Below are 22,298 nucleotides of genomic sequence, written 5' to 3'. Positions count from 1 at the left end.
GAAGTGTGGTAACACATGGAGCTGACTGTTACTAATCGGGTGAGGGCTTGACCAAGAAACGCAGGTTAAGAATTGATTCAAAAAGTTTGATTGACCATCAACAAGCATGTATGTAGTTTTGAGAGTACAATGTAAAAGAATTTGTGGCCAACAGCCACTTTTTCTTGTATATAGGGGATTGGTCAAATGGTATGATAGGGGTCTCCAAAACCTTTGGTGGGAGTTCGATTCTCTCATCCCCTGCTAGTGGGAACGCTGAAAAGTCTTATAAATCAAGACTTTTTGGCGTTTTTTATTTGTAAATTTCTAAAGGTATCATTAAAAGTATCTTTGAGATAACAGTAAATGTAATAAAAGTGGAATGTGCAGAGGCACATAGAGTCCTGCGTATTTCGCTTTTATGGGAATAATGAATAACAACAGGGGATTGCCTGGTGGCAATCCCCTGAAATATTTCATATGAAAAATTATAAAAATTACTTCGCCTCAGCTTCAGTGCCTTCAGCGTCCTCATCCTCTTCCGGAGCTGCCTCATACTCACCGATATGAACAACAACTGCATCCTCAGGTGTAACGAAGTGAACCTGTTTGCCTTCCGGGATCGGGAGGTCTTTTACATGGATATCACGGACGTCTGCAGGATAGCCGTTGAAGTCGATGACGATGGTGTCAAGAAGGTTGGCCGGATCTGCTTTGTAGTGGATCTCTTCCATCTCCTGCTCAACGATACCCTGAACCATGTCGGTGTGCTCCAGTTTGACAGCGACTGTTGTGGAAACCTTCTCACCGGCTACCAGTGCCTGGAAATCCAGAGCCATCAGCTGTTTTTCAATTGGATTATAGTCAATATTTTTTACCAGGGCATCAACTTTTTCGCCTTCGATGTCCAGGTAAACCTGTGTACCTTCTTTATTTGCTTTAATGAATTTGGCTGCCTCGGCACCGTTAAACTGAAGTGCTACAGGCTCTTTCATTTCTTTTCCACTAAGAATTCCTGTGACGTAACCCTCACGTCTTAATTTTTTAGCTTTTACATTCGGGTTTCTTTTCTCTGCTTTCAATGTGATCATGTCAAATTCCTCCTCCTGATGCATGGATTCCGGTAATGTTGCTGTTCGCGCTGTTCGCAGTAACACGAATTCTGCATTTCTTTTCTGACTGGGATTATTATAGCACTTCTCGGACGAGGTGGCTAACAAAAAGTTAGAAAATTTAAGAACAATATTTTGTATTGTTTAACTTATATACAAAACTTCAAGGGTAAAATTAGACAAAAACAAAGCATATATTTGAAATTTTACAGAAAAAATTAAAACAACATAAAAAATTGCACAAATCAAGTGATCATAAAAGCCTGAAAGTTGGCATTTATCTGGAAGAGAGGCAAGTATTAAATATGAATATTCTATTTTTATTTGATTCAGATATGCGAGGAGACGGGAAATATCCATATTGCCGACATATTGGGGAGAGCTGTTGTGATCAATGTAATAAAAATTGGAAGATATGATGCAGGACAGAGATGACGGCGAAAGAAGGTGGCAACATAACGCGATGGGTATTTTACTCTGGAGAAAGAATTTAACGGAATTGCATATAATTTCTGAAACAATTTAACATACAATTCACAAAGCTTTATCTCAATCACGATATCTGAACAGCCGGAAAAATACTATACTACAAACTATGTGAGCGAGAGATGAGAAAGGAGATAAGTAATGTCAGAAATTGCACTTAGAAATGTATGTAAGCAATTTGATTCGGAGCATTACGGTGTGAAGGATTTTAATCTTGATATACATGATAAAGAGTTTGTGATCTTTGTAGGTCCGTCCGGATGTGGAAAATCCACCACTTTGCGTATCATCGCAGGCTTGGAGGAGATCACAGACGGTGAGCTGTGGATCGACGGTGAGCTTTCCAATTATCTGGAACCGAAGGAGAGGGGAATGTCCATGGTGTTCCAGAACTATGCCTTATATCCGAACATGACAGTTTATGGAAATATGGCATACGCCCTGAAGATCCGTAAGCTTCCGAAGGATGAGATCGACAGAAAGGTCCATGAGGTGGCAAAGATCCTGGAGATCGACCAGCTTCTTGACCGGAGGCCGGCGGCTCTTTCCGGCGGTCAGAAACAGCGAGTTGCCATTGGAAGTGCAATTATCCGGAAGCCGAAAGCCTTTCTCATGGATGAGCCCCTTTCCAACCTGGATGCAAAGCTCCGTGCTCAGATGCGTGTGGAGCTTGTGAAATTACATAAACAGCTGGACACCACCATTATTTATGTAACGCACGACCAGACAGAGGCCATGACTCTTGGGACTAAGATCATGGTCATGAAGGATGGTCTGATCCAGCAGGTGGGAGCGCCGCAGAGTATTTATGACAATCCGGTAAATCTTTTCGTGGCAGGCTTCCTTGGTTCTCCGTCCATGAACTTTTTCCGGTGTACGGTAAAAGCAGAAGAAAATAATCGCACGGCCCTTCTTCTGGATGATGCCAAAACTGTGAAAAAGGTTTATCTGGACGGAACCAGAGGAAAACAGATCGCAGACAGATATAACGGCAGACACGTGATCCTCGGAATCCGTCCGGAGGATATCTACGAGCTGGACGAGGCGAAAAAGCTTGGTATTGAAAATGAAAGCGTAGATGTAGATGAGCCTGTAGTAAACCGCGAGATGCTGGGAGCGGAAGTGATCCTCTATTTTGATGAGCAGGGCAAAACCCTGGCAGTCCGCTTAAGTCCGGAAAATCAGACACAGGTAGGGGAGAAGGTTTCTCTGTATTTTGATATGGAGAAGGCCCATGTGTTTGATCCGGAGACAGAAGAAAATATTTTTGTGTCATGAATTTATGTCACGGAAAAGCTTGAGTGCAGGCAGATCAGCCTGTAAATAGAATCTGATTATGCAAGGAGGAGAAATAGTTATGGAAAATAACAGCAAAAGCAAGATCACACCGTACTTATATCTGGTGCCGTGTATGCTTATTTTTGGAATTTTTCTGTTTTATCCGTTTGTGAAAACAATTTATTTAAGTCTTTACAAGACCAACAAGATGGGACAGGCAAAGCTGTACGTTGGTCTGGGCAATTATAAAGAGCTGCTTCAGTCAGCATCCTTTATCAACAGTCTGAAGGTAACGCTGATCTTTGTGCTGATCGTTGTGGTCGGCGGCATGCTTCTTGGTCTGATCGCAGCAGTGCTTTGTAACAAGGCGTTTCCGGGAATCCGGGTGTTCAGTACATCCTATGCTCTGCCAATGGCTATTGCATCCAGCTCTGCAGCAATGATCTTCCAGATCATGCTCCACCCGGCAGTAGGTATTGTGAATAAGCTTACCGGCCTGGATATCAACTGGCTGAACGATCCGAACACGGCTCTGATCTGCGTAGCCATTCTTACTGCGTGGCTGAACAGCGGGATCAATTTTCTGTATTTTTCCGCAGGACTCGGAAATATTGATGAGACCATTTATGAGAGAGCTTCTGTGGATGGAGCCAGCAGTGTGCAGCAGTTTTTCAGCCTGACGCTTCCGGGACTTTCCCCGATCATGTTTTACACACTGGTGGTAAATATCATACAGGCATTTCAGTCCTTTGGACAGATCAAGATCCTGACAGAGGGTGGTCCTAATGAGTCTACCAATGTTATTGTTTATTCCATTTACAGGGATGCGTTTTTTAACTACCGCTTCGGAAGTGCGGCAGCCCAGTCGGTTATCCTGTTTGTGATCATCATGATCATCACACTGATCATGTTCCGTATTGAGAAGAAGGGAGTGAATTACTGATGAGCCAGATGGAAAATATGGCAGTCCCGGCAGTGGGAAATATGTCAAAAGAGGAGCTTCTGGAGCTGAAAAAAGCTATGAATGCAAAAGCTCTTGCAAAGAGAAGAACAAGAACAGCACTCCGTGTTACGGCAAATGTTGTGTTTGCGGTTCTGATCCTGCTTCCATTGCTTTATGCCATCAGTATTGCACTGATGCCTTCCAGTGAACTGTTTACTACAGAGTTGAATCTCTTTCCCAAGAATCCGACCTTTTCCAACTTTATCAATGCATTCCGCACCGTTCCACTTCTCCGATTCATATTGAATTCCTTTATCATGGCGGGATGCATTACCATCGGACAGATCATTACCTGTTCTCTTGCTGCTTTTGCGTTTTCTTTCCTGGAATTCAAAGGAAAAGGTATTCTCTTCATGGTTGTGATGGCAACCATGATGGTTCCGGGAGAGGCAACGATCATTTCCAACTACCTGACGGTATCAAGCTGGGGAATGCTGGATACTTATCAGGTACTGATCGTGCCTTACCTTACATCCGCAATGGGAATTTTCCTGTTCCGCCAGTTTTACATGACTTTCCCGATCTCACTGTATGAATCGGCAAAGCTTGACGGCTGCAGCAATCTGAAATTTATCGTAAGGATCCTGCTTCCGCTGACAAAATCCGCTATTGGCGCTATGGCAGTGTATACTTTTATCAACGCATGGAATATGTACATGTGGCCGCTGCTTGTAACAGGCTCCAACAATATGCGAACCGTTCAGATCGGTATCAGTATGCTGGATAGTGTGGATTCACAGTCCATCACCCTGATGATCGCAGGCGTTGTTATGATCATCATTCCGTCCATTTCCATTTTTATCGTTGGACAGAAACAGCTGATCAGAGGAATGTTCTCGGGTGCAGTCAAGGGCTGATATCGGAGCAGGCAGCAACCCTGCAGCATCCTGCTGTAAGGGGGAAAATATTGCAAAAAGATACTGCAAAGTCGTAAGACGGGCAGTTCATCTTATATAAAAAAATGAAAAAAGAGAAAATTTTTCAAGAGGAGAAAAAAGTTATGAAGAAAAAAATCATCGCAGCTTTCCTTACCACAGCAATGACTATCGGTTCTCTTTCCGGAGTAACTGTATTCGCCGCAGATGCCGGCACAGATGAAAAAGTGGAAATGGCAGATGCTTCCGATGTAGATGGAACTACCATTACCTTCTGGCATTCCATGGGTGGTGTCAATGGTGAGGCGATCGATACACTGGTAAAAAAATTCAACGATGAGAATGAATACGGAATTACGGTAGATGCTCAGTATCAGGGGGAATATGATGATTCCCTGAACAAGCTGAAAAGTGCACAGATCGGAAACATGGGTGCGGATCTTGTACAGGTATATGAGATCGGAACAAGATTCATGATCGATTCCGGATGGATCGTGCCTATGCAGCAGATGATCGATGCAGACAGCTACGATGTATCTGAGATCGAGCCGAACCTGGCTGCATACTACACCATCGACAATGAGCTGTACTCCATGCCATTCAACTCTTCCACACCGATCATGTATTACAACAAGGACATGTTTGATAAAGCAGGCATCACAGAAATTCCGGACAGCCTGGAGGGCATCGGTGAGATCGGACAGGATCTTCTGGACAAAGGCGGCGCAGGCGAGGTAATGTCTCTTGGAATCTACGGATGGTTCTTCGAGCAGTTTATCGGAAAGCAGGGTCTTGAGTATGCAAACAACGGAAACGGACGTAAAGAGGCTGCTACAGCTGTTGCTTTTGACGAGAATGATGCTGCAAAAAATATCCTTACAGCATGGAAGGATCTTAATGACAAGGGCTTCGCACCTGTCGTAGGAAAGGGCGGCGATGCAGGTCTGGCAGATTTTTCTGCAGGAAAATCTGCGATCACTCTTGGCTCCACAGCTTCCCTGAAACAGATCCTTCAGGATGTAAACGGAAAATTTGAGGTTGGTACTGCATACTTCCCGAAGATCAAATCCAGTGACGAGGGCGGTGTTTCCATCGGTGGTGCATCTCTTTGGGCACTGAACAACAATGATCCGAAAAAGCTTCGTGCAACATGGGAGTTCGTAAAATTCCTGATCTCTCCGGAGTCTCAGGCTTACTGGAACGCACAGACCGGATATTTCCCTGTAACTGTAAAGTCTCAGGAAGAGCAGGTATTTAAGGATAATGTTGCAAAATATCCGCAGTTCCAGACAGCGATCGACCAGCTCCATGATTCTTCCGCCGACTATGTAGGCGCTCTGTTAAGTGTATTCCCGGAGGCAAGAGCTACCGTGGAATCCGAGATTGAGAGCATGCTCAACGGAAAAGAGGATGTGGATACAGCTGTGAAAAACATGGCAGATTCCATCAACAAATCCATCGAAGAGTATAACCTGGTGAATGAATAATTCGAAAAGGCGTGGAAACTGAAAAAGAAAAATAAATATATACAGCCAAAAATCCCCGGGTAAGCTCCTGGGGATTTTTGCTATAGTCACGGAAAAAAACATCCTGACAGGAAAATATCAGGAGAAAAATCAGAGGAATCTCTGGACGTAAGAGTATATATTGGCTATAATGATGAAGTTAATATCTACTCCTCAGGAAGGAAGAAAAATCTGTGAATAGAAGTAAAAGAGAAGATTATAAGAGATTTGTGGTATTTTGTCTGGCAAGTCTGATCGTGATCGCACAGGCAGCGATCTTTGCTTATGTATGGTATGATTTTTACAGTGACCTGATCCTGAAGCCATTCTGGAGAAAAGGTAACTGGGTAATGATCCTGATCTATGCGCTGATCTATCTAATGTTTGCCAAGCTTTACGGAGGTCTGAAGGTAGGCTATCTGAAGCGTATCGATGTATTTTATTCATTGACGCTGGCAACGATCTGTACCAATGTTGTGACGTATTTTCAGATCACACTGATCAACAGATGGTTTATGTCGGCCAGACCGGTGATCGAAATGACCGGAGTCCAGCTTGTTGTGACGGTACTGTGGATCTGGGGCTCCAGGTATATTTACTCCAGACTGTACGGAGCCAGAAGGCTGCTGGTGATCTACGGAGACCGTGATCCCGGTGATGTGATCCACAAGATGAACACCCGAAAGGATAAATACGATATCAGCGGTAAGGTTCATATCCGTGAGGGCGAAGAGAAGATCCATGCCATGATGGAAGATTATGAAGGCGTGATCATCTGGGATCTTCCGTCCCAGATCCGAAACAGGTATCTGAAATACTGTTTTTCTCATTCCATCCGTTGCTATATGAGCCCGAAGATTTCCGATATCATCCTGCTTGGAACAGACAGGATCCATCTGTTTGATACGCCGCTTCTGATGTGCAGGAATCAGGGACTTTCCATGGAGCAGCGTGCAGCCAAGAGAGTTCTGGATATCATTGTTTCCGGACTTGGGATCATCGTATCCTCACCCATCATGCTGATCATTGCCATTGCGGTGAAGGCTTATGACGGCGGTCCGGTATTTTATCTCCAGGATCGTCTTACCTATCAGGGAAAGGAATTCCGCATCCGGAAATTCCGAAGCATGTGTGTGGATTCCGAGAAGAACGGAGCACGTCTTGCGTCCAAGCACGATTCCCGTATCACACCGGTAGGACATGTTCTGCGTAACCTGCATCTGGATGAGCTTCCCCAGCTGTTTAACGTGTTTATGGGTGATATGTCTCTGGTAGGTCCACGGCCGGAACGAGATGTGATCATGCAGGAATATGAGCAGGAAATCCCGGAATTCCACTATCGTCTTAAGGTAAAAGCCGGACTGACCGGTTATGCTCAGGTATATGGCAAATATAACACCACACCGTATGATAAGCTGAAGCTGGATCTGTTTTATATTGAAAATTATTCATTCCTTCTGGATATCAAGCTTCTGTTTATGACTGTAAAGATCTTTTTCCAGAAAGAAGTTTCCGAGGGCGTGGATGATAATCAGAAGAACGCTCTTAAGGATTCCGAAGACAAAAAATAAGTAACGAAACGAAATGCGTGTCAGGCTGCGGCAGATCATCCTGACGCGCATTTTGTGGATAGAGAGGACGGAGGTTGTTTTTATGGAAAAGCCGTTGGTTTCCGTAGTGATGCCCGTATATAACGGGGAAAGATATATTGGAAAAGCGATCGAATCAGCACTGGGACAGGAGGTTCCGGTAGAAGTGCTGGTCATTGATGACTGTTCTGCAGACGGCACAGAGCTTGCTGTAATGAAATATATGGACAGCGGAAAGATCCGTTATATCCGAAATGAACAGAATATGGGTGCTGCCCGTTCCAGAAACCGGGGCGTAAAGGAAGCCCGGGGAAAATATATCGCATTTTTGGATGCGGATGACTGGTGGGAAAAGGGCAAGCTGAAAGCCCAGACAGAGGTTATGGAACAGACCGGCTGTGCGATCTGCTCCACCGGAAGAGAACTGATGACGCCGGATGGGCGCACTACCGGCAAATATATTCCGGTAAAGGAACGGATCACATACAGGGAGCTTCTGAAGCATAACAGCATCAACTGTTCTTCCGTATTGCTACGCAGAGAAGATGCACTTGCGTTTCCAATGGAGCATGATGACAGCCATGAAGATTACATTACCTGGCTCCGGATATTGGGAAAGGGAGGATTTGCAGCAGGGATCAACAGACCTTACCTGAAATACCGGCTCAGTGAAGGGGGAAAATCCAGAAATAAGCTGAAGTCTGCGGCAATGACTTATCAGGTGTATCGGTATGTGGGATATGGTCCGCTGAAGAGTCTGTTTTTCTTTGTTTCCTATGCGCTCCACGGGATATGGAAATACCGTTGAAAAATTCTGGAAGAGGTGAATAATTCTGACATATATTAATTCTTTATTTCCAAATTCATAAATATATGTTATTATTTATTCATACTTTTATCAAATATTACAAGGTGGAAACAAATGAAACAGAGAACGGATAGCCAGGGAGTTCCGTATTCTTACCTGGTCGATAACATTAAAGTAGTACTGATCTTTCTTGTCGTATTTAATCATCTGATCGCATTTCAGCTGGTCAAGGTGGACATGGTGGTGCGTTATGTATGGTATGGGATCACCATTTTTCACATGCCTGCTTTTATTTTTATATCTGGATATCTTTCCAAGAAGCCACAGGATGTACTGAAGAATGTGAAGAATCTGCTGATCCCTTATATTCTTGGATACAGTCTGACCTGGTATGCTTATATCTGGACCGGCAGAAGCATGGATTATGAGCTGCTCCGTCCGTCCGGAACAGTTATGTGGTATGTGCTGGCATTGTTTATCTACAGGCTGACTATCGAAGCACTTGGCAAGATACGTTTTATCGTGCCTCTGAGCATTATTTTTGCATTGTGGGCAGGAACAAGACCGGAATTTACGACCTATCTTTCAAGCTCCAGGATTGTTGTATTTTTTCCGTTTTTTGTGGCAGGCTATCTGTGGAAGAGTGATTACACAGACGTGGTCCGTAAATTCAAGGGTAAATGGATCCTGCTCCTGGTTTCAGCCCTGCTTTTGTATGCAGTTCCGAATTTTATGATCGCCAATGAGATCCCGGTAGATATTTTCCGTGGGAATCATACGTATCAGTTATCGGGAATGGATGATATCACAGGAATGCTGATTCGCCTTCTGATGTATCTGGTATCTTTTGTGCTGGTGCTGACGTTTCTGGCATTGATCCCGGATGTGAAGCTGCCGGTTACCTTTGTTGGAAGAAATACCATGGGGATTTATTTTTTCCATTATCCGATCATGATCGTACTCAACGGCCTGCTTCTTCTCAGCATCCCGCAGATGCTGAATGTCTGGGTGCTTTTCGGAGTATCCTGGGTGCTTGTGCTGATCCTTGGAAGCAAGCCGGTATCTTTCCTCTACGGAGGGGTACTAAACCTGCTTACATTTATTCTGTTCAAACGTGAGAGGCAGGTGCAGGATGAAGGACTTGAGGATGAATATGATGAAGATGACCGTTATGAGATCATACTGAAAAGAAAGAAAGCCATTGAGGAGCTTGCGGCAACTCTGGACGAGGAGGATGCACGTAAGGTGAAGGACGATGTGGCGGCTGTACTGGAACATGAGACAGAAGAGACGGAAGAAATCCGTGGCGAGGATTTCTTTGTAGATGAGGATCTTGAGATGGAGGAAGGCATGGATGATGCCGGAGCTCCACAGGAATTTGAGCAGCTCCAGGACCTGGATGATATATTAAAGATCACAGAACCGCAGGGGGAAATGGAAGTGCTTTTGAAAAATAAAGAAGAGAAAGCGCAGGATTAAATTAATAATGAAAAAAGTCATTACTTACGGTACCTTTGATCTGTTCCACCAGGGACATTACAATATTCTGAAAAGAGCCAGGGAGCTGGGGGATTATCTTGTTGTGGGTGTCACCAGTGAAAGCTATGATATCGAACGCGGCAAGCTGAATGTACAGGACAGCCTTCTGAAGCGTATCGAAAATGTCCGCAAGACTGGTTTTGCGGATGAGATCATTGTAGAGGAATATCAGGGGCAGAAGCTAAATGACATTACAAAATACAATATCGACCTTCTGGTAGTCGGTTCGGACTGGCGTGGCAAATTTGATTATCTGAAGAATTACTGTGAGGTCGTTTATCTGGAACGTACCAAAAATATTTCCAGTACCAAGCTCAGAAGTGAGGGTATGATCTACAGCATGGGCATTGTTACGGATGATACAGAGGACAACGAAATGGTGATGGAGTCCAAGTATGTCAGCGGACTGCATGTAGAAAGTGTGTATTCCGAGGATGTTTTTGTTGCGAGAGAATTCTGTGACAGATACGAACTTGACTCTTATGGTACAGATTACGGGCAGTTTCTGGAAGGATTGGATATCATTTATATCCGATCCGGTCTGAAAAACAGGGCAGATTATATCCGAAAGGCACTGGAATGTGATAAATATGTGATCAGTGACACGCCTATGGCTCTGGAACCGGAAGAGATAAGAGAGCTGTTTGCACTGGCAAAGGCACATCAGGTTGTTCTGGTAGAGAAGCTTACCATGGTCTATCTGCGCGCGTTTACGCAGCTTGTCTGGCTGACACATGGAGCGCTTGTGGGAGATGTGGTAGCTGTAAAATGCGCGATTTCTCAGGATGATTTTGAGGGCGGAAAAAATTTCAGCGAAACAGTCAGCCAGGCGCTGTGTGCATGCATCAAGCTTCTCGGTAAGGATTACCTGGAGGTGAAGAGCAATGCGGTGAAAAGCAGTGACGGCTGCTTTATTTATGATATGATCACGATGAAGTATCTCCGGGCACTGGCGACCATTGAGATCGGAACAACGGTGGATGTGGAAAACGAGCTTGCGATCATCGGAACCAGGGGGCGTATCACCGTACCCGGTGACTGGTGGAATACCGGATATTTTGAAGCCAAAATAGAAGGTCAGGAATTCCTGAAACGCTACAGCTTTAATTTTGAGGGAAATGGTCTTCGCTATCTGCTTCAGGAGCTGGTCATCATGATCCGTGACAGACGGACAGAATGTACGAGATTTTTTTATGAAGAATCAGAAACTCTGGCTGAGCTTTTGAAAATAATTAATCAAAGAGGTTGACAGATGACAGAAAAACAGAAGCTTCTTTTGCAGCTCTTCCGGGAGGTTGACGCGATCTGCAAAAAGCATGATCTTAGATATGTAATGGCCGGAGGTACTCTGATCGGTGTTCTTCGAAATGAAGGCTTTATCCCATGGGACGATGATGTGGACATTTACATGCCCAAAAGTGACTGGGATAAATTTGTAGAAATATGTCAGAACGAGATGCCGCCGAACCGGGCGGTTTATTGTGCAGAAGTGGACCGTAATTATACCAACGGTTTTCCGCGCTACGGAAGTACGGATACCTGTGCGATCCACAAGCATCAGATCATAGGAGACGACAAGGCGGGTGAGATCATTGACGTATTGACTCTGGATCCCATTCCGGATGATGACCGTGAGTATGAGAAATACCGGGACCATATGATGATCTATACGGAACTTCTGAATATCAGCATGGTCGTGGGAGTCAGATGGGAAATTTCTCCCTGGCGGTATCTGTACTGGCTTTTCCGCTATACCTTCTGCGGAAAGGACAGAACCTTAAAGAAATTGGAGAAGATCATGTTTTCTTATAAAGAAGAGGAGTGCAGCCGCTATGCCATGCGATGGGGAGGCTGCCCGTTTCTTTTTGACAAGGATATGATGTTCCCTGTAAAATATATGGACTTCGAGGGCGAAAAGGTTATGATCCCTCACAGGACCAGTGATTATCTGATCTGGCATTACGGGGACGAATGGTCCTATATACCGCCTCATGGGGAAAGAGAATCTCATGAGTCTGTTGATGTTCCGGGCGCCAGCTATCAGGAGGTGCGGGATGAATATACGCCAAGGATCGACAAAAAACGTATCCGCAGACAGATGCTTTTCCGCAAATTCTACTGCCTTCTTATGGCAAAGGGAGACCATAAACAGGATGACAGACGAAGAAGGATCAAAGCCGGTGTTGTAGCCCGGGATGTGTCTGCCCGGCTGATGAGATCCGAAAAAACAGCGGAGACCCTGCTGAAAGAGAGAAGATATGATGTGCTTGGTGAGATCTTTGAGGAGTATTACCGTGTACAGCTCAGCATGGAGTTTATCGGGCGTGAGGATTTTAACGGGATCCGTCCGTTCTATCATCCGATCCTGATCCCGCTGGAGGATAAGGCTTTTCAGGCGGCCATGCTGACACTGATCTATCAGGAGCGTGTTTCCAAGGCATACCGTATGTACGAGGTACGCAAGAAAATGGATCATCTTACTCCGGAAATGGAGCAGACAGTGGAGGATATCCGCCGTTTCCGAAAAGCAGCCAGCCACTATGAATTTAAAGAAATGCAGGAAGCAGAGGCGATCGTGGATGATCTTCTCAGAAAATATCCGGATGCTCCGGGATTCCTGAAATTTAAATGTCGGTTTGTGATGGAGCGCCTGGAAGGACCGCAGAATGCTTCGGAAGCGGAGAAATTTCTGTCTTACTGCCTGAGAGTATTTCCCCAGGATGGATATTTTATGAAATATAAGGGGGATCTTCTCTGGAAAAAGGGCCTCCGGAACGAAGCAATGGCAGAGTATCTGAAAGCCAGAGAATGCACCAATAACGGCATTGTGCAGCTGGAACTGGATAAATTCCTGAAAAAACAGAAGTCCCAGGCGATCCGAGACTGTCGGGATCTGCTTGTAAGCCAGAGAAGATCAGAAGCACTCTCTCTGATGGAATTTTGGAGCAGACTGATGCCGGAGGATGAGGAGATCAGAGGCGCTCTTTATCTTGCGAAGGTATATTCCGTCCGTACAAAAGGGGAGCTGGAAGAGCTGGTGAGAGAGCTTTGCAAAGAACTGGGGATCACCGGTAATTCTCCAAGGGAGGGAACCCTTGAGGAGCCAGTGTACAAAGAGGCACTTACCTGTGCATGGCAGAGATTCGGCTATCCCAAAGCACTGGCAGAGGGTCGTACCAGGATCCTGTGCAGTGAGGAAGAGGGCGAGATGGAATATCTGGCAGAGGAGATCCGCAGCTTTCTGGTCCATAAGGAATGGCAGGGAGAGGTATACAAGCTTCTGGGAGATATCCGGAAGAAACAGGGGCGTACCCGGGAAGCCTTCGAAAATTATTTCCTGGCATTGGATCATGAGCCGCATCCCTATATAAAAAATGAGCTTTCCAGGATCTTCCTGGAGGATCTTTACGATGGAAGCCGGCGTACCGGATTTTTCGCAAAGAAGGCAGACGTGACAGAATTTCTGAACAGCTGGCTGGATAAGTATAAAAGTCAGGAGGAGCTTCAGGAGCTTCTGAAGCGGATCCTGTAATGACAGATCAACAGAAACGAGGCAGAGTGTATTGAACAGAGAACAGCAGAAAGTACTGGAACTTCTAAAAGAAATAGATACCATATGCAGAAAAAATAAGATCACATATTATCTTTCTCCGTATCTTACCCTCTGTGCGGTAACGGAGCGCCCTTTTCCCATGAATCCGGCAAGCAATGATATTTATATGAAGACCGGTGATATGGCCCGGTTTAAAAACATCTTTGACGAAGAACCAGAGCTGCGCAGAACTCTGGAATCTATGGAGAATAACAGCCGTTTCCCCGGATTTTTTCTGCGTTATACAGATAAAGATACATTGTTTTATAAGCTGGACGAGTATGGAAAATACAAACATCCGGGACTGGGGATCAATATCCTTCCGCTGCAGTGTGAATATGGTCCAAAGGGAAAATATCTCTGGAACCGTATGCGCGAAGAGGGATGGAAGAGGATCTACGGAAAAAAAGGCAAGTGGCGGAACCGGCGTGAGCTGGGATGTATCTGGATGGTGCGAGTCCTTTCCCTTTGCGGACGAGGCTGGCTGGCAAAGAGCATATTCCGGGATCTGCTCCGGCAGCCGCAGGATGGCGCAAAAACATATGTACTCCGATATTTTGACCAGAATCTTTATTTTCCTGCGCATATTTTTGAAAATCCCGGGGAGGCAATGCTTGGAGGAGAATCCTTTATGGTCCCGGGAAACACAGACAGCTATCTCACCCGGGCCTACGGCAAAAATTATCGAAATAAGTCAATGGAAAACTATGTTCCCGGCTCGCTGGTGGTGTGCAGCACACTGATCCCATGCGAGGAATTTCTGCAGCAGTCAAAGGAACTGAAGAAATTTGCTTCTGTCAGGAAGAAAAGGGAAAAGCGCAGGCAGTTTGGAATGAATTACCGGGAATATCTTGCACAGTGCTGGGATTATGCAAAATTCTGCGGGGAAAAATATACCTGTGCACTGGCTTATCGCAAAAAGCTCAGCTATATCCGGAATCTCTTCAAAAATGAAGATTATGTGGAACTGGAAAAAGCATTTGCAGGATATACCAGGATGAATGATCGCTGTCTGAAATATGAAGAAGCATTTGAAACAGATCTGGAGGTTTTTGACCTGTATCTTAAGTATCTGGAAAAAACAGGAAGGATCTCGTATATGGAGAAGGTAAAAAAATATGTCTAAGGTCAAGCTTACAGATTATGTTGTGGAATTTTTGCAGAAAAAAGGGATCCATGATTTCTTTGGATACCAGGGAACCATGATCGCACATCTGGTAGATTCCATTGAAAAGAATCCTCATGTAAGAAGTCATTCCAGCTATCATGAGCAGGGAGCTGCTTTTGCCGCCTGTGGTTATGCTCAGGCAAAGAATGCCTGCGGCTGTGCCTATGCCACCAGTGGTCCGGGAGCTGCCAATCTGCTTTCCGGTGTGGCAGATGCGTATTTCGATTCTCTTCCGGTGATCTTTATCACCGGACAGCTGAATACCTATGAATATTCCGGTATTACAGGCCTTCGTCAGCAGGGCTTTCAGGAGATCGATATGGTTTCCATGGCAAAGCCGGTAACTAAGTACGCGGTGCAGGTCCGTGATCCGAAAAATATCGTTCGTGAACTGAATCTTGCATGGCAGATCGCCAATACAGGTCGAAAGGGACCGGTTCTTATCGATCTTCCCATGAACGTGCAGAGAGGCGAGGTGGAAGATCCGGTTTATGATATGGAATTTTCCGAGGAAGAGATCGAGACAGCTGTATATGGAAAAAATGATCCGGAAAACGGGGCAGCCTTTTACAGGGATGCAGTTGCAAAGGCGGATTCTTCTGATGGAGCAGAGGCGGCAGAATATATTCTGAATAAGATCAGGACTGCAAAACGGCCGGTATTTATGATCGGTCACGGAGCTTCCGGAGAAGCAGAAAAAATGCTCACAGATCTGGCGCGTACCCATCACATTCCGGTGATCACAAGCGTACTTGCCCGGTCCGCACTGAGCTTTGATGATCCTTTGAACTTCGGGTGCATCGGAGGTGCCTACGGACACCGGTATGCAAATATGATCGCCAATGCAAAAAGCGACCTTCTGCTCTGTTTTGGAATTTCCCTGTGTACCCGTCAGATTGGTACTAAGGTTCATGAGTTTGCGAAGAATGCCGAAATCATCCGTGTGGATATTGATCCTTATAATCTTCAAAGAGAGATCCATGAGGGAAGAGAAGGTGAGAAATGCTTTTGCGTCAGCGCAGAGACTGTGGTGCGTAAGCTGACAGAGCAGCAGGCACAGATCGGTTCCTATGAGGAATGGCTTGCTGTCTGCCAGAAGATCCGTAAGGAACTCTGGAAAGTGGACGATGAGACACCGCAGCGTTATCCGAACCGCATGATCGCATACTTGAGTGATCAGCTTTCCGATACCGGAGCGGTTGCTGTGGATGTGGGACAGCATATGGTCTGGAGCTATCAGTCCTTCCACAATCAGCAGGGGCAGAAGACACTTTTTTCCGGCGGACATGGTGCTATGGGATATGCACTTCCGGCGGCTATCGGAGCTTATTATGCTACCGGCAAGCCGGTGGCATGTATCTGTGGAGACGGAGCCTTCCAGATGAATATCCAGGAGCTGCAGTGGGTGAAGCGCGAGAATATCCCGGTGAAGATGATCGTAATGAATAATGAGGCGCTGGGAATGATCCGTCATCTTCAGAGAGATTATTTTGACTGTGTATATGCGGATACCTCCGATGGCAGCGGATTCTCATCCTGCGATTTTACAGATGTGGCGCAGGCTTACGGAATTCCTGCAAAGCGCATCCAGGGAGAAGACGTGGAAAAATATGCCGGTGGATTCCTGGAGCAGAACGGGCCGGAGCTTCTGGAGATCATGCTGGAGCATGGAACCTACGCATACCCGAAGACCTGTCTGGGCGAGCCGATCCACAATCAGCAGCCTTATATACCGAAACCGATATTTGATGAACTGATGGAGCTGTAAAATGGGAAAAATAACTGTGATCACAGGCGGTACCTCCGGAATCGGAAGAGGGATCGCCGAAAAGATCCTGGCAGAGTCAGCAAAAACTGACAGGATCTTCGTAACATATGGACATGATGAGAAGAAGGCACTGTCGTTTCAGGAGAGCCTTCCTGAGGAAAAAAGATCTCAGGTGACTTTGATAAAGGCAGATATGTCTTCCTATGAAGAGATGATGGTTTTTGTGGAGGAGCTGAAAAAGCAGACAGACCATATTGACTGGCTTGTAAGCAATGCCGGCATCAGTACCTACGCAAAATATGAAGACTACAGCTTTGAGGAGTGGACACGGATCGTAAATACCAATCTTTCCGTACCTGTATTTATGGTCAAAGAGCTGAGATCCATGATGGTAGAGGGCGGCAGTGTGCTCTTTACCGGTTCTTATGCAGGACAGCAGGCGTATTCTTCCTCCCTTGTATATGGAGTCACCAAGGCAGCCATCCATTTCCTGACAAGATCCCTGGTAAAGGAATTTGAGCCAAAGGGCATCACAGTCAACGCTATTGCACCTGGCTTCATCGAAACTCCGTGGCACAGCGCCCGCACCCAGGAGAGCTACGACCGTATCAACCGGAAGATCGCACTCCACAGGTTTGGAACTGTGGAGGAAGTGGCGGATATGGCTTATGCAGTGCTGTCTAACGGATATATGAACGGCAGTGTGGTGGATATCCACGGTGGTTATGACTACTTTTAATAGAAGTTGAAAGTGTGCAGGAAGACAGAAGAAGACATGTTGTGCCTGCACATAAGGGTCTTCTTATTACTTTCTGTACAGGGGCGACGTCCCGAAAACGAAATGCAGCGAAGCAGAATCGGGTTTGCGCACTTGAGACGTCCGTACGGAACCTGTGAAATTCTTTATATTTAAGCGAAAAAGGCTTGACTTGCACACCTGCTCTGTGATAAAATTGACGAGCGACATGGAAGTTAGGTCTTTTTTTTATGCCCGAAAATGACGACGGATATACGTTCCGGGCGGCATAGAAGACCATGCAAATGAAAACACTGGAGGTGGAAGTTGTGCGCGTTAAGATTACATTAGCATGCACCGAGTGCAAGCAGCGTAACTACAATATGACGAAGGAGAAAAAGAACCATCCTGAGAGAATGGAGACCAAGAAATATTGTAAGTTCTGTCATACACACACTCTGCACAAGGAAACAAAGTAATCACAGAGATTTGTGAGGTTATGCTATGGAAAAACAGAAATCTGAGGATAAGCCGCAGAAGAAAAGTTGGTTTCAGGGACTTCAGTCAGAATTTGAGAAGATTGTCTGGACAGACCGTCCCACACTGGCAAAGCAGACTGTTGTGGTCGTGATCATCACGATCATCCTGGCAGTGGTTATCAGTGTAATGGATTCCGGAATTCTGGAATGCATTAATTTCTTAATGAAGTAAGGACAAGGTGATTATATGTCAGAAGCAGCAAAATGGTACGTTGTCCATACCTATTCCGGGTATGAGAACAAGGTAAAAGCCAACATTGAAAAGACGATCGAGAACAGACACCTGGAAGACCAGATCCTAGAGGTACGTGTTCCGCTGCAGGATGTAGTGGAGATGAAGAACGGAACCTCAAGACAGGTTCAGAAAAAGATGTTTCCAGGCTATGTGCTTCTCAATATGGTGATGAATGACGATACCTGGTACGTTGTCCGTAATACCCGCGGTGTTACAGGATTCGTAGGACCGGGATCAAAGCCTGTGCCTCTTACAGAAGAGGAAATGATGCCGCTTGGTATCCAGAAACCGGATATCGAAGTGGACTTCGCAGAGGGCGACATGGTAGTCGTTACCGGTGGTGCATGGAAAGATACCGCAGGTGTGATCACAGGTATCAACATGCAGAAACAGACGGTAACGATCAATGTTGAGCTTTTCGGTCGTGAAACACCGGTAGAAATAAGTTTCACAGAAATCAAAAAAGCTGAGTAATTCAAAAACAAGGTAACAGCAAGTGGGAGGGACACACCCCCGCCAATACCACATAGGAGGTGCCGAAAATGGCAAAGAAAGTAACAGGATATATCAAATTACAGATTCCGGCTGGTAAAGCAACTCCAGCACCACCTGTAGGTCCGGCTCTTGGACAGCACGGTGTAAACATCGTACAGTTTACTAAGGAGTTCAACGCAAGAACAGCTGATCAGGGAGACCTTATCATCCCGGTTGTCATCACTGTTTACGCTGACAGAAGTTTCAGCTTCATAACCAAGACTCCGCCGGCAGCAGTTCTTCTTAAGAAAGCTGCAAACATCAAATCTGGTTCCGGTACACCGAACAAGACTAAAGTAGCTAAAGTTACTAAGGCACAGGTTCAGGAGATCGCTGAGCTGAAGATGAAAGACCTCAATGCAGCATCCATCGAGGCTGCTATGAGCATGATCGCCGGTACAGCAAGAAGTATGGGAATCGAAGTCGTAGACTAATAAATACCGAAGCTTAAGTTCGGGGTTCCCGTAGAAAAAGTGAAATTTTCAAGTGGGAGGGCTTTTCCCCGCAAATACCACAGGAGGTTATAGAAATGAAACGAGGAAAGAAATATGTGGAAGCTGCGAAAGCAGTAGACCGCGCAACATTATATGATGCACCAGAGGCTATCAGCCTTGTTAAAAAAGCAGCTGTAGCTAAGTTCGACGAGACCATCGAAGTTCACATCCGTACAGGCTGCGATGGACGTCATGCAGATCAGCAGATCCGTGGAGCAGTTGTTCTGCCACACGGAACAGGTAAAAAAGTTCGTGTACTTGTATTTGCTAAAGATGCTAAGGCAGAAGAGGCAAAGGCAGCAGGAGCAGACTTCGTAGGAGCTGAGGACCTCATTCCGAAGATCCAGAACGAGGGATGGCTTGACTTTGACGTTGTAGTTGCAACACCGGATATGATGGGCGTTGTAGGTCGTCTTGGTCGTGTACTTGGACCGAAAGGTTTAATGCCAAACCCGAAAGCTGGTACTGTAACAATGGACGTAACAAAAGCTGTTAACGACATTAAAGCAGGTAAGATCGAGTATCGTCTTGACAAATCCAACATCATCCATGTTCCGATCGGAAAGGCTTCCTTTACCGAGGAGCAGTTAAGCGACAACTTCCAGACGCTTATGGGAGCTATCACAAAGGCTAGACCTAGCACACTGAAAGGTCAGTATCTGAAGAGCGTTACAATCGCTCCGACAATGGGACCTGGTGTTAAGCTTAACCCGATTAAATTAGCTCAGTAATAAATTTTAAATACCCTGTACAGAGGAAACTTTGTATGGGGTATTTTTTTATACATTTATACACCTTGATTTTTGGGGGCAAAAATCCTACAATAAGGCACAAACAGAGTTGTAACAGACTGAAAGCTCATCAGAGCTTTTTCATATAGATTTTACAGAAGAAAATAATAATCATGTTAATATAAAAAAGATGGGGAAAACGTTTCTGTAAGTAAAACTTATAGACGAATTTGTCTGAACAGGGAGTATAAATTGAGATCAAAAAAGCGTAAAGCGAAGAAAATAAAAAAACAGGTAAACAAAATAAAAATGATACTCTGCCTGGTGGTAGAGGCTATCGTGATCCTGACACTTGTAGTGATCATCGGCTGGAATAAAGGGGTAGGTGACTGGATGGAGTCTCTGCAGAGACCGGTTGTCCGTAAGCTTGAGATGAGCGGTATCAACAGTCCCTATGCAGTGCTGATGCAGGTAAAAGGCGGAAAGATCATCGGAAATATGAAGGGCGATGAGAAGATCTATCCGGCTTCCATGACGAAGATCATGACGGTGATCGTGGCTATTGAGAACCTGGATGATCTGGATCAGGAGATCACTCTGACCCAGGAAATGTTCCAGGGGCTTTATGAGCAGGATGCCACCCAGGCAGGCTTTCAGCCCGGTGAAGCCGTGCGGGCCATCGACCTTCTTTATGGTGCCATGCTGCCATCCGGTGCGGAGTGTTGTATCGCACTGGCGGATACCGTAGGCGGTTCCAGGGATGGATTTGTGGAGCTGATGAATAAGAAGGCACAGAGGATTGGAATGAATGGTACACATTTCTGTGATACGACAGGGCTTCATGATCCAGATCATTACAGTACAGTGAGAGATATTGCGGTGCTGCTCAGGTATGCGCTTCGGAACGATACGTTCAGAGAGATCATTGAGAGTCCGCGGCATTCCACAGGAGTGACGAATATCCATCCCAGCGGGATCACATATTACAGTACCATGTTCAAAAATCTTTCTGACCCTTCCGTTACCGGCGGCAAGATCCTGGGCGGCAAGACAGGATATACCAGCGAGGCGGGTCTGTGTCTTGCAAGCTTTGCAGAGATCTACGACAGGGAATACATACTGGTAACGGCAGGCGCATCGGGAAATACCGGAAGCCCGCTCCATGTGGAGGATGCGGTGACGATCTATAACCGCCTTGGAAAAGCTATTGAGGCACAGATGACAGGCAGTGATGGATCGGAGTCTTGAAAAGATAAAGGATAAATTTTGTGTATCGCGAAGCGTGTTGCAGAGAACGGAGTGAACAGTAATGTTTTTGGATAAATAAACACTGGCACAGAGGTGTATGCTGCTGTATTGGCAGCATAACGCTTCTGTGCCGTTTTTTGATTCTTCAAAATGAAATCGTATAGCGGGAACCTGCAATGTATTCACGGCTGATGTAAAGCGGTTTTCCATTAGGAGCTTCCATATAGGAATCCAGGATCAGCACGGGATCGCCGGAAGACAGACGCAAAGTTTTTGCCATATCCGGGGAGGCTGCAGTAACAGAAATGGTGCTGCGGCTGGATTCTGCGATCGTACAGCGGTAGGTGTTTTTGATATATTCAAAAAAAGAACCGTTTTCTACAGCGTTCGGATCAAAATCCGGGAAAAGCCATGTGGGGAGCCAGGTGTGGACATCAATAACCGGAATACTGTCAGCCAGAAGAAGACGTTCCAGGAAAAAAACTTCCTCATCCGAAGTAAGCTGCAGAAAATCAGAGGTTACGCTGTTTGCAGGTTTTTTGCAGAAGGACAGTACGTGAGATTCCGGAATCCGGTCATTCTGACGGCAGGATTCGGAAAAGCTCATATTTTTCTGGGATTCAAATTTCCGGAAGATCATGGGGGATTTTACAAAGGTTCCTTTTCCCTGATGCTTGATAAGATAGCCCTGTGTGCAAAGCTCCTCCACGGTACGTCGGACAGTGATCCGGCTGACATGGTAAAGATTGGCAAGCTCCGGCTCAGGAGGGATTTTTTCTCCGGGCTTATAAGTACCGTTTTTGATCTGCTGGGTGATGATATCCATAAGCTGCTTGTAAAGCGGCTGGATCGAATTTTTATTTAACATGAAAATATCCTTTCTGAGGTTGTTCATAAAAGATATTTTACTATAGTGCGGATGTATTTGTCCAGTAAGTGACAAACCTCTGCAGTGCGTCAGAAGGTATATTGGATGAATAATTAATCATAAATCATGAATATACTCTTTACTATAACGTTATAATATGTTATATTCTTCAAAAAGGTAAAATGCAAAAGTACAAGAAGGAGAAATTCAT

20 protein-coding genes and 1 tRNA gene are annotated in these 22,298 nt (G+C 45.5%); 19 read left to right on the top strand and 2 right to left on the bottom strand.

The features are described from left to right. Nucleotides 1–172 precede the first annotated feature (172 nt). Nucleotides 173–243 (top strand) — tRNA-Trp (locus tag NE638_RS09940). A gap of 233 nt (nt 244–476) precedes the next feature. On the opposite strand, the gene NE638_RS09935 is transcribed toward NE638_RS09940, so the two are convergent. Next, the gene (locus NE638_RS09935) at nt 477–1,070 is read right to left on the bottom strand and encodes a 50S ribosomal protein L25 (RefSeq protein ID WP_173746120.1); all 594 of its coding nucleotides are present in this window, start codon (nt 1,068–1,070) and stop codon (nt 477–479) included. A gap of 648 nt (nt 1,071–1,718) precedes the next feature. Between NE638_RS09935 and NE638_RS09930 the strand changes: the two genes are divergently transcribed. The 18 genes from NE638_RS09930 to NE638_RS09845 all read left to right on the top strand — a co-directional run bounded on the left by NE638_RS09930 (nt 1,719) and on the right by NE638_RS09845 (nt 21,219). Next, on the top strand, nt 1,719–2,855 hold the full coding sequence (locus tag NE638_RS09930; protein ID WP_173746119.1) for an ABC transporter ATP-binding protein: 1,137 nt from the start codon (nt 1,719–1,721) through the stop codon (nt 2,853–2,855). 79 nt (nt 2,856–2,934) lie between these two features. Then, nucleotides 2,935–3,798, top strand: coding sequence for a carbohydrate ABC transporter permease (locus tag NE638_RS09925; protein ID WP_015525321.1), 864 nt, complete (start codon nt 2,935–2,937; stop codon nt 3,796–3,798). Beyond that, complete coding sequence (locus tag NE638_RS09920) at nt 3,798–4,715, top strand: carbohydrate ABC transporter permease (RefSeq protein WP_022427089.1); 918 nt, start codon at nt 3,798–3,800, stop codon at nt 4,713–4,715. Before NE638_RS09925 ends, NE638_RS09920 begins: the two co-directional genes overlap by 1 nt. 143 nt (nt 4,716–4,858) lie before the next feature. Next, complete coding sequence (locus NE638_RS09915) at nt 4,859–6,220, top strand: ABC transporter substrate-binding protein (RefSeq protein ID WP_022427090.1); 1,362 nt, start codon at nt 4,859–4,861, stop codon at nt 6,218–6,220. A 212-nt stretch (nt 6,221–6,432) separates the two neighbouring features. After that, on the top strand, nt 6,433–7,809 hold the full coding sequence (locus NE638_RS09910; RefSeq protein WP_022427091.1) for a sugar transferase: 1,377 nt from the start codon (nt 6,433–6,435) through the stop codon (nt 7,807–7,809). An 82-nt stretch (nt 7,810–7,891) separates the two neighbouring features. Next, the gene (locus NE638_RS09905) at nt 7,892–8,635 is read left to right on the top strand and encodes a glycosyltransferase family 2 protein (RefSeq protein WP_044961410.1); all 744 of its coding nucleotides are present in this window, start codon (nt 7,892–7,894) and stop codon (nt 8,633–8,635) included. Between the two features lie 114 nt (nt 8,636–8,749). Next, complete coding sequence (locus tag NE638_RS09900) at nt 8,750–10,114, top strand: acyltransferase family protein (RefSeq protein WP_015525325.1); 1,365 nt, start codon at nt 8,750–8,752, stop codon at nt 10,112–10,114. A gap of 7 nt (nt 10,115–10,121) precedes the next feature. After that, nucleotides 10,122–11,423: an adenylyltransferase/cytidyltransferase family protein gene (locus tag NE638_RS09895; protein ID WP_015525326.1), complete on the top strand. Its 1,302-nt coding sequence runs from the start codon at nt 10,122–10,124 to the stop codon at nt 11,421–11,423. Between the two features lie 3 nt (nt 11,424–11,426). Beyond that, entirely contained in the window at nt 11,427–13,706 is a 2,280-nt protein-coding gene (locus tag NE638_RS09890; protein ID WP_173746118.1) for a LicD family protein, read from the top strand. A gap of 31 nt (nt 13,707–13,737) precedes the next feature. Then, nucleotides 13,738–14,892: a LicD family protein gene (locus NE638_RS09885; RefSeq protein ID WP_173746117.1), complete on the top strand. Its 1,155-nt coding sequence runs from the start codon at nt 13,738–13,740 to the stop codon at nt 14,890–14,892. After that, nucleotides 14,885–16,702: a thiamine pyrophosphate-binding protein gene (locus tag NE638_RS09880; protein WP_173746116.1), complete on the top strand. Its 1,818-nt coding sequence runs from the start codon at nt 14,885–14,887 to the stop codon at nt 16,700–16,702. Before NE638_RS09885 ends, NE638_RS09880 begins: the two co-directional genes overlap by 8 nt. Before the next feature lies 1 nt (nt 16,703). Beyond that, nucleotides 16,704–17,441 (top strand): SDR family NAD(P)-dependent oxidoreductase, encoded by a 738-nt coding sequence (locus NE638_RS09875; RefSeq protein ID WP_015525329.1) that lies wholly within the window; start codon nt 16,704–16,706, stop codon nt 17,439–17,441. Between the two features lie 326 nt (nt 17,442–17,767). Beyond that, nucleotides 17,768–17,917 carry a 50S ribosomal protein L33 gene (gene rpmG, locus NE638_RS09870; protein ID WP_044961412.1) on the top strand — a complete coding sequence of 50 codons (150 nt, stop codon included), beginning with the start codon at nt 17,768–17,770 and terminating at the stop codon, nt 17,915–17,917. Nucleotides 17,918–17,942: 25 nt separating this feature from the next. After that, nucleotides 17,943–18,149 carry a preprotein translocase subunit SecE gene (gene secE, locus NE638_RS09865; protein ID WP_021651261.1) on the top strand — a complete coding sequence of 69 codons (207 nt, stop codon included), beginning with the start codon at nt 17,943–17,945 and terminating at the stop codon, nt 18,147–18,149. 15 nt (nt 18,150–18,164) lie between these two features. After that, complete coding sequence (gene nusG, locus NE638_RS09860) at nt 18,165–18,686, top strand: transcription termination/antitermination protein NusG (protein WP_015525332.1); 522 nt, start codon at nt 18,165–18,167, stop codon at nt 18,684–18,686. Between the two features lie 68 nt (nt 18,687–18,754). After that, complete coding sequence (gene rplK / locus NE638_RS09855; protein WP_015525333.1) at nt 18,755–19,180, top strand: 50S ribosomal protein L11; 426 nt, start codon at nt 18,755–18,757, stop codon at nt 19,178–19,180. A 95-nt stretch (nt 19,181–19,275) separates the two neighbouring features. After that, entirely contained in the window at nt 19,276–19,971 is a 696-nt protein-coding gene (rplA, locus tag NE638_RS09850; protein WP_015525334.1) for a 50S ribosomal protein L1, read from the top strand. 252 nt (nt 19,972–20,223) lie between these two features. After that, nucleotides 20,224–21,219, top strand: a complete 996-nt coding sequence (locus NE638_RS09845) for a D-alanyl-D-alanine carboxypeptidase family protein (RefSeq protein ID WP_330603431.1) — start codon at nt 20,224–20,226, stop codon at nt 21,217–21,219. A 145-nt stretch (nt 21,220–21,364) separates the two neighbouring features. Here NE638_RS09845 and NE638_RS09840 read toward each other — a convergent pair whose 3' ends face one another. Next, a complete protein-coding gene (locus tag NE638_RS09840) occupies nt 21,365–22,087 on the bottom strand; it encodes a GntR family transcriptional regulator (protein WP_173746115.1) in 723 nt (240 codons plus the stop codon). Between the last annotated feature and the right edge of the window lie 211 nt (nt 22,088–22,298).

It is taken from the genome of Blautia sp. MSK.18.38 (assembly GCF_024460535.1).
In the GTDB taxonomy this organism is placed as follows: Bacteria; Bacillota; Clostridia; order Lachnospirales; family Lachnospiraceae; genus Blautia_A; species Blautia_A fusiformis.
The sequence above is the reverse complement of the archived record's forward strand: the minus strand, read 5'-3'. Positions and strand labels throughout refer to the sequence as shown.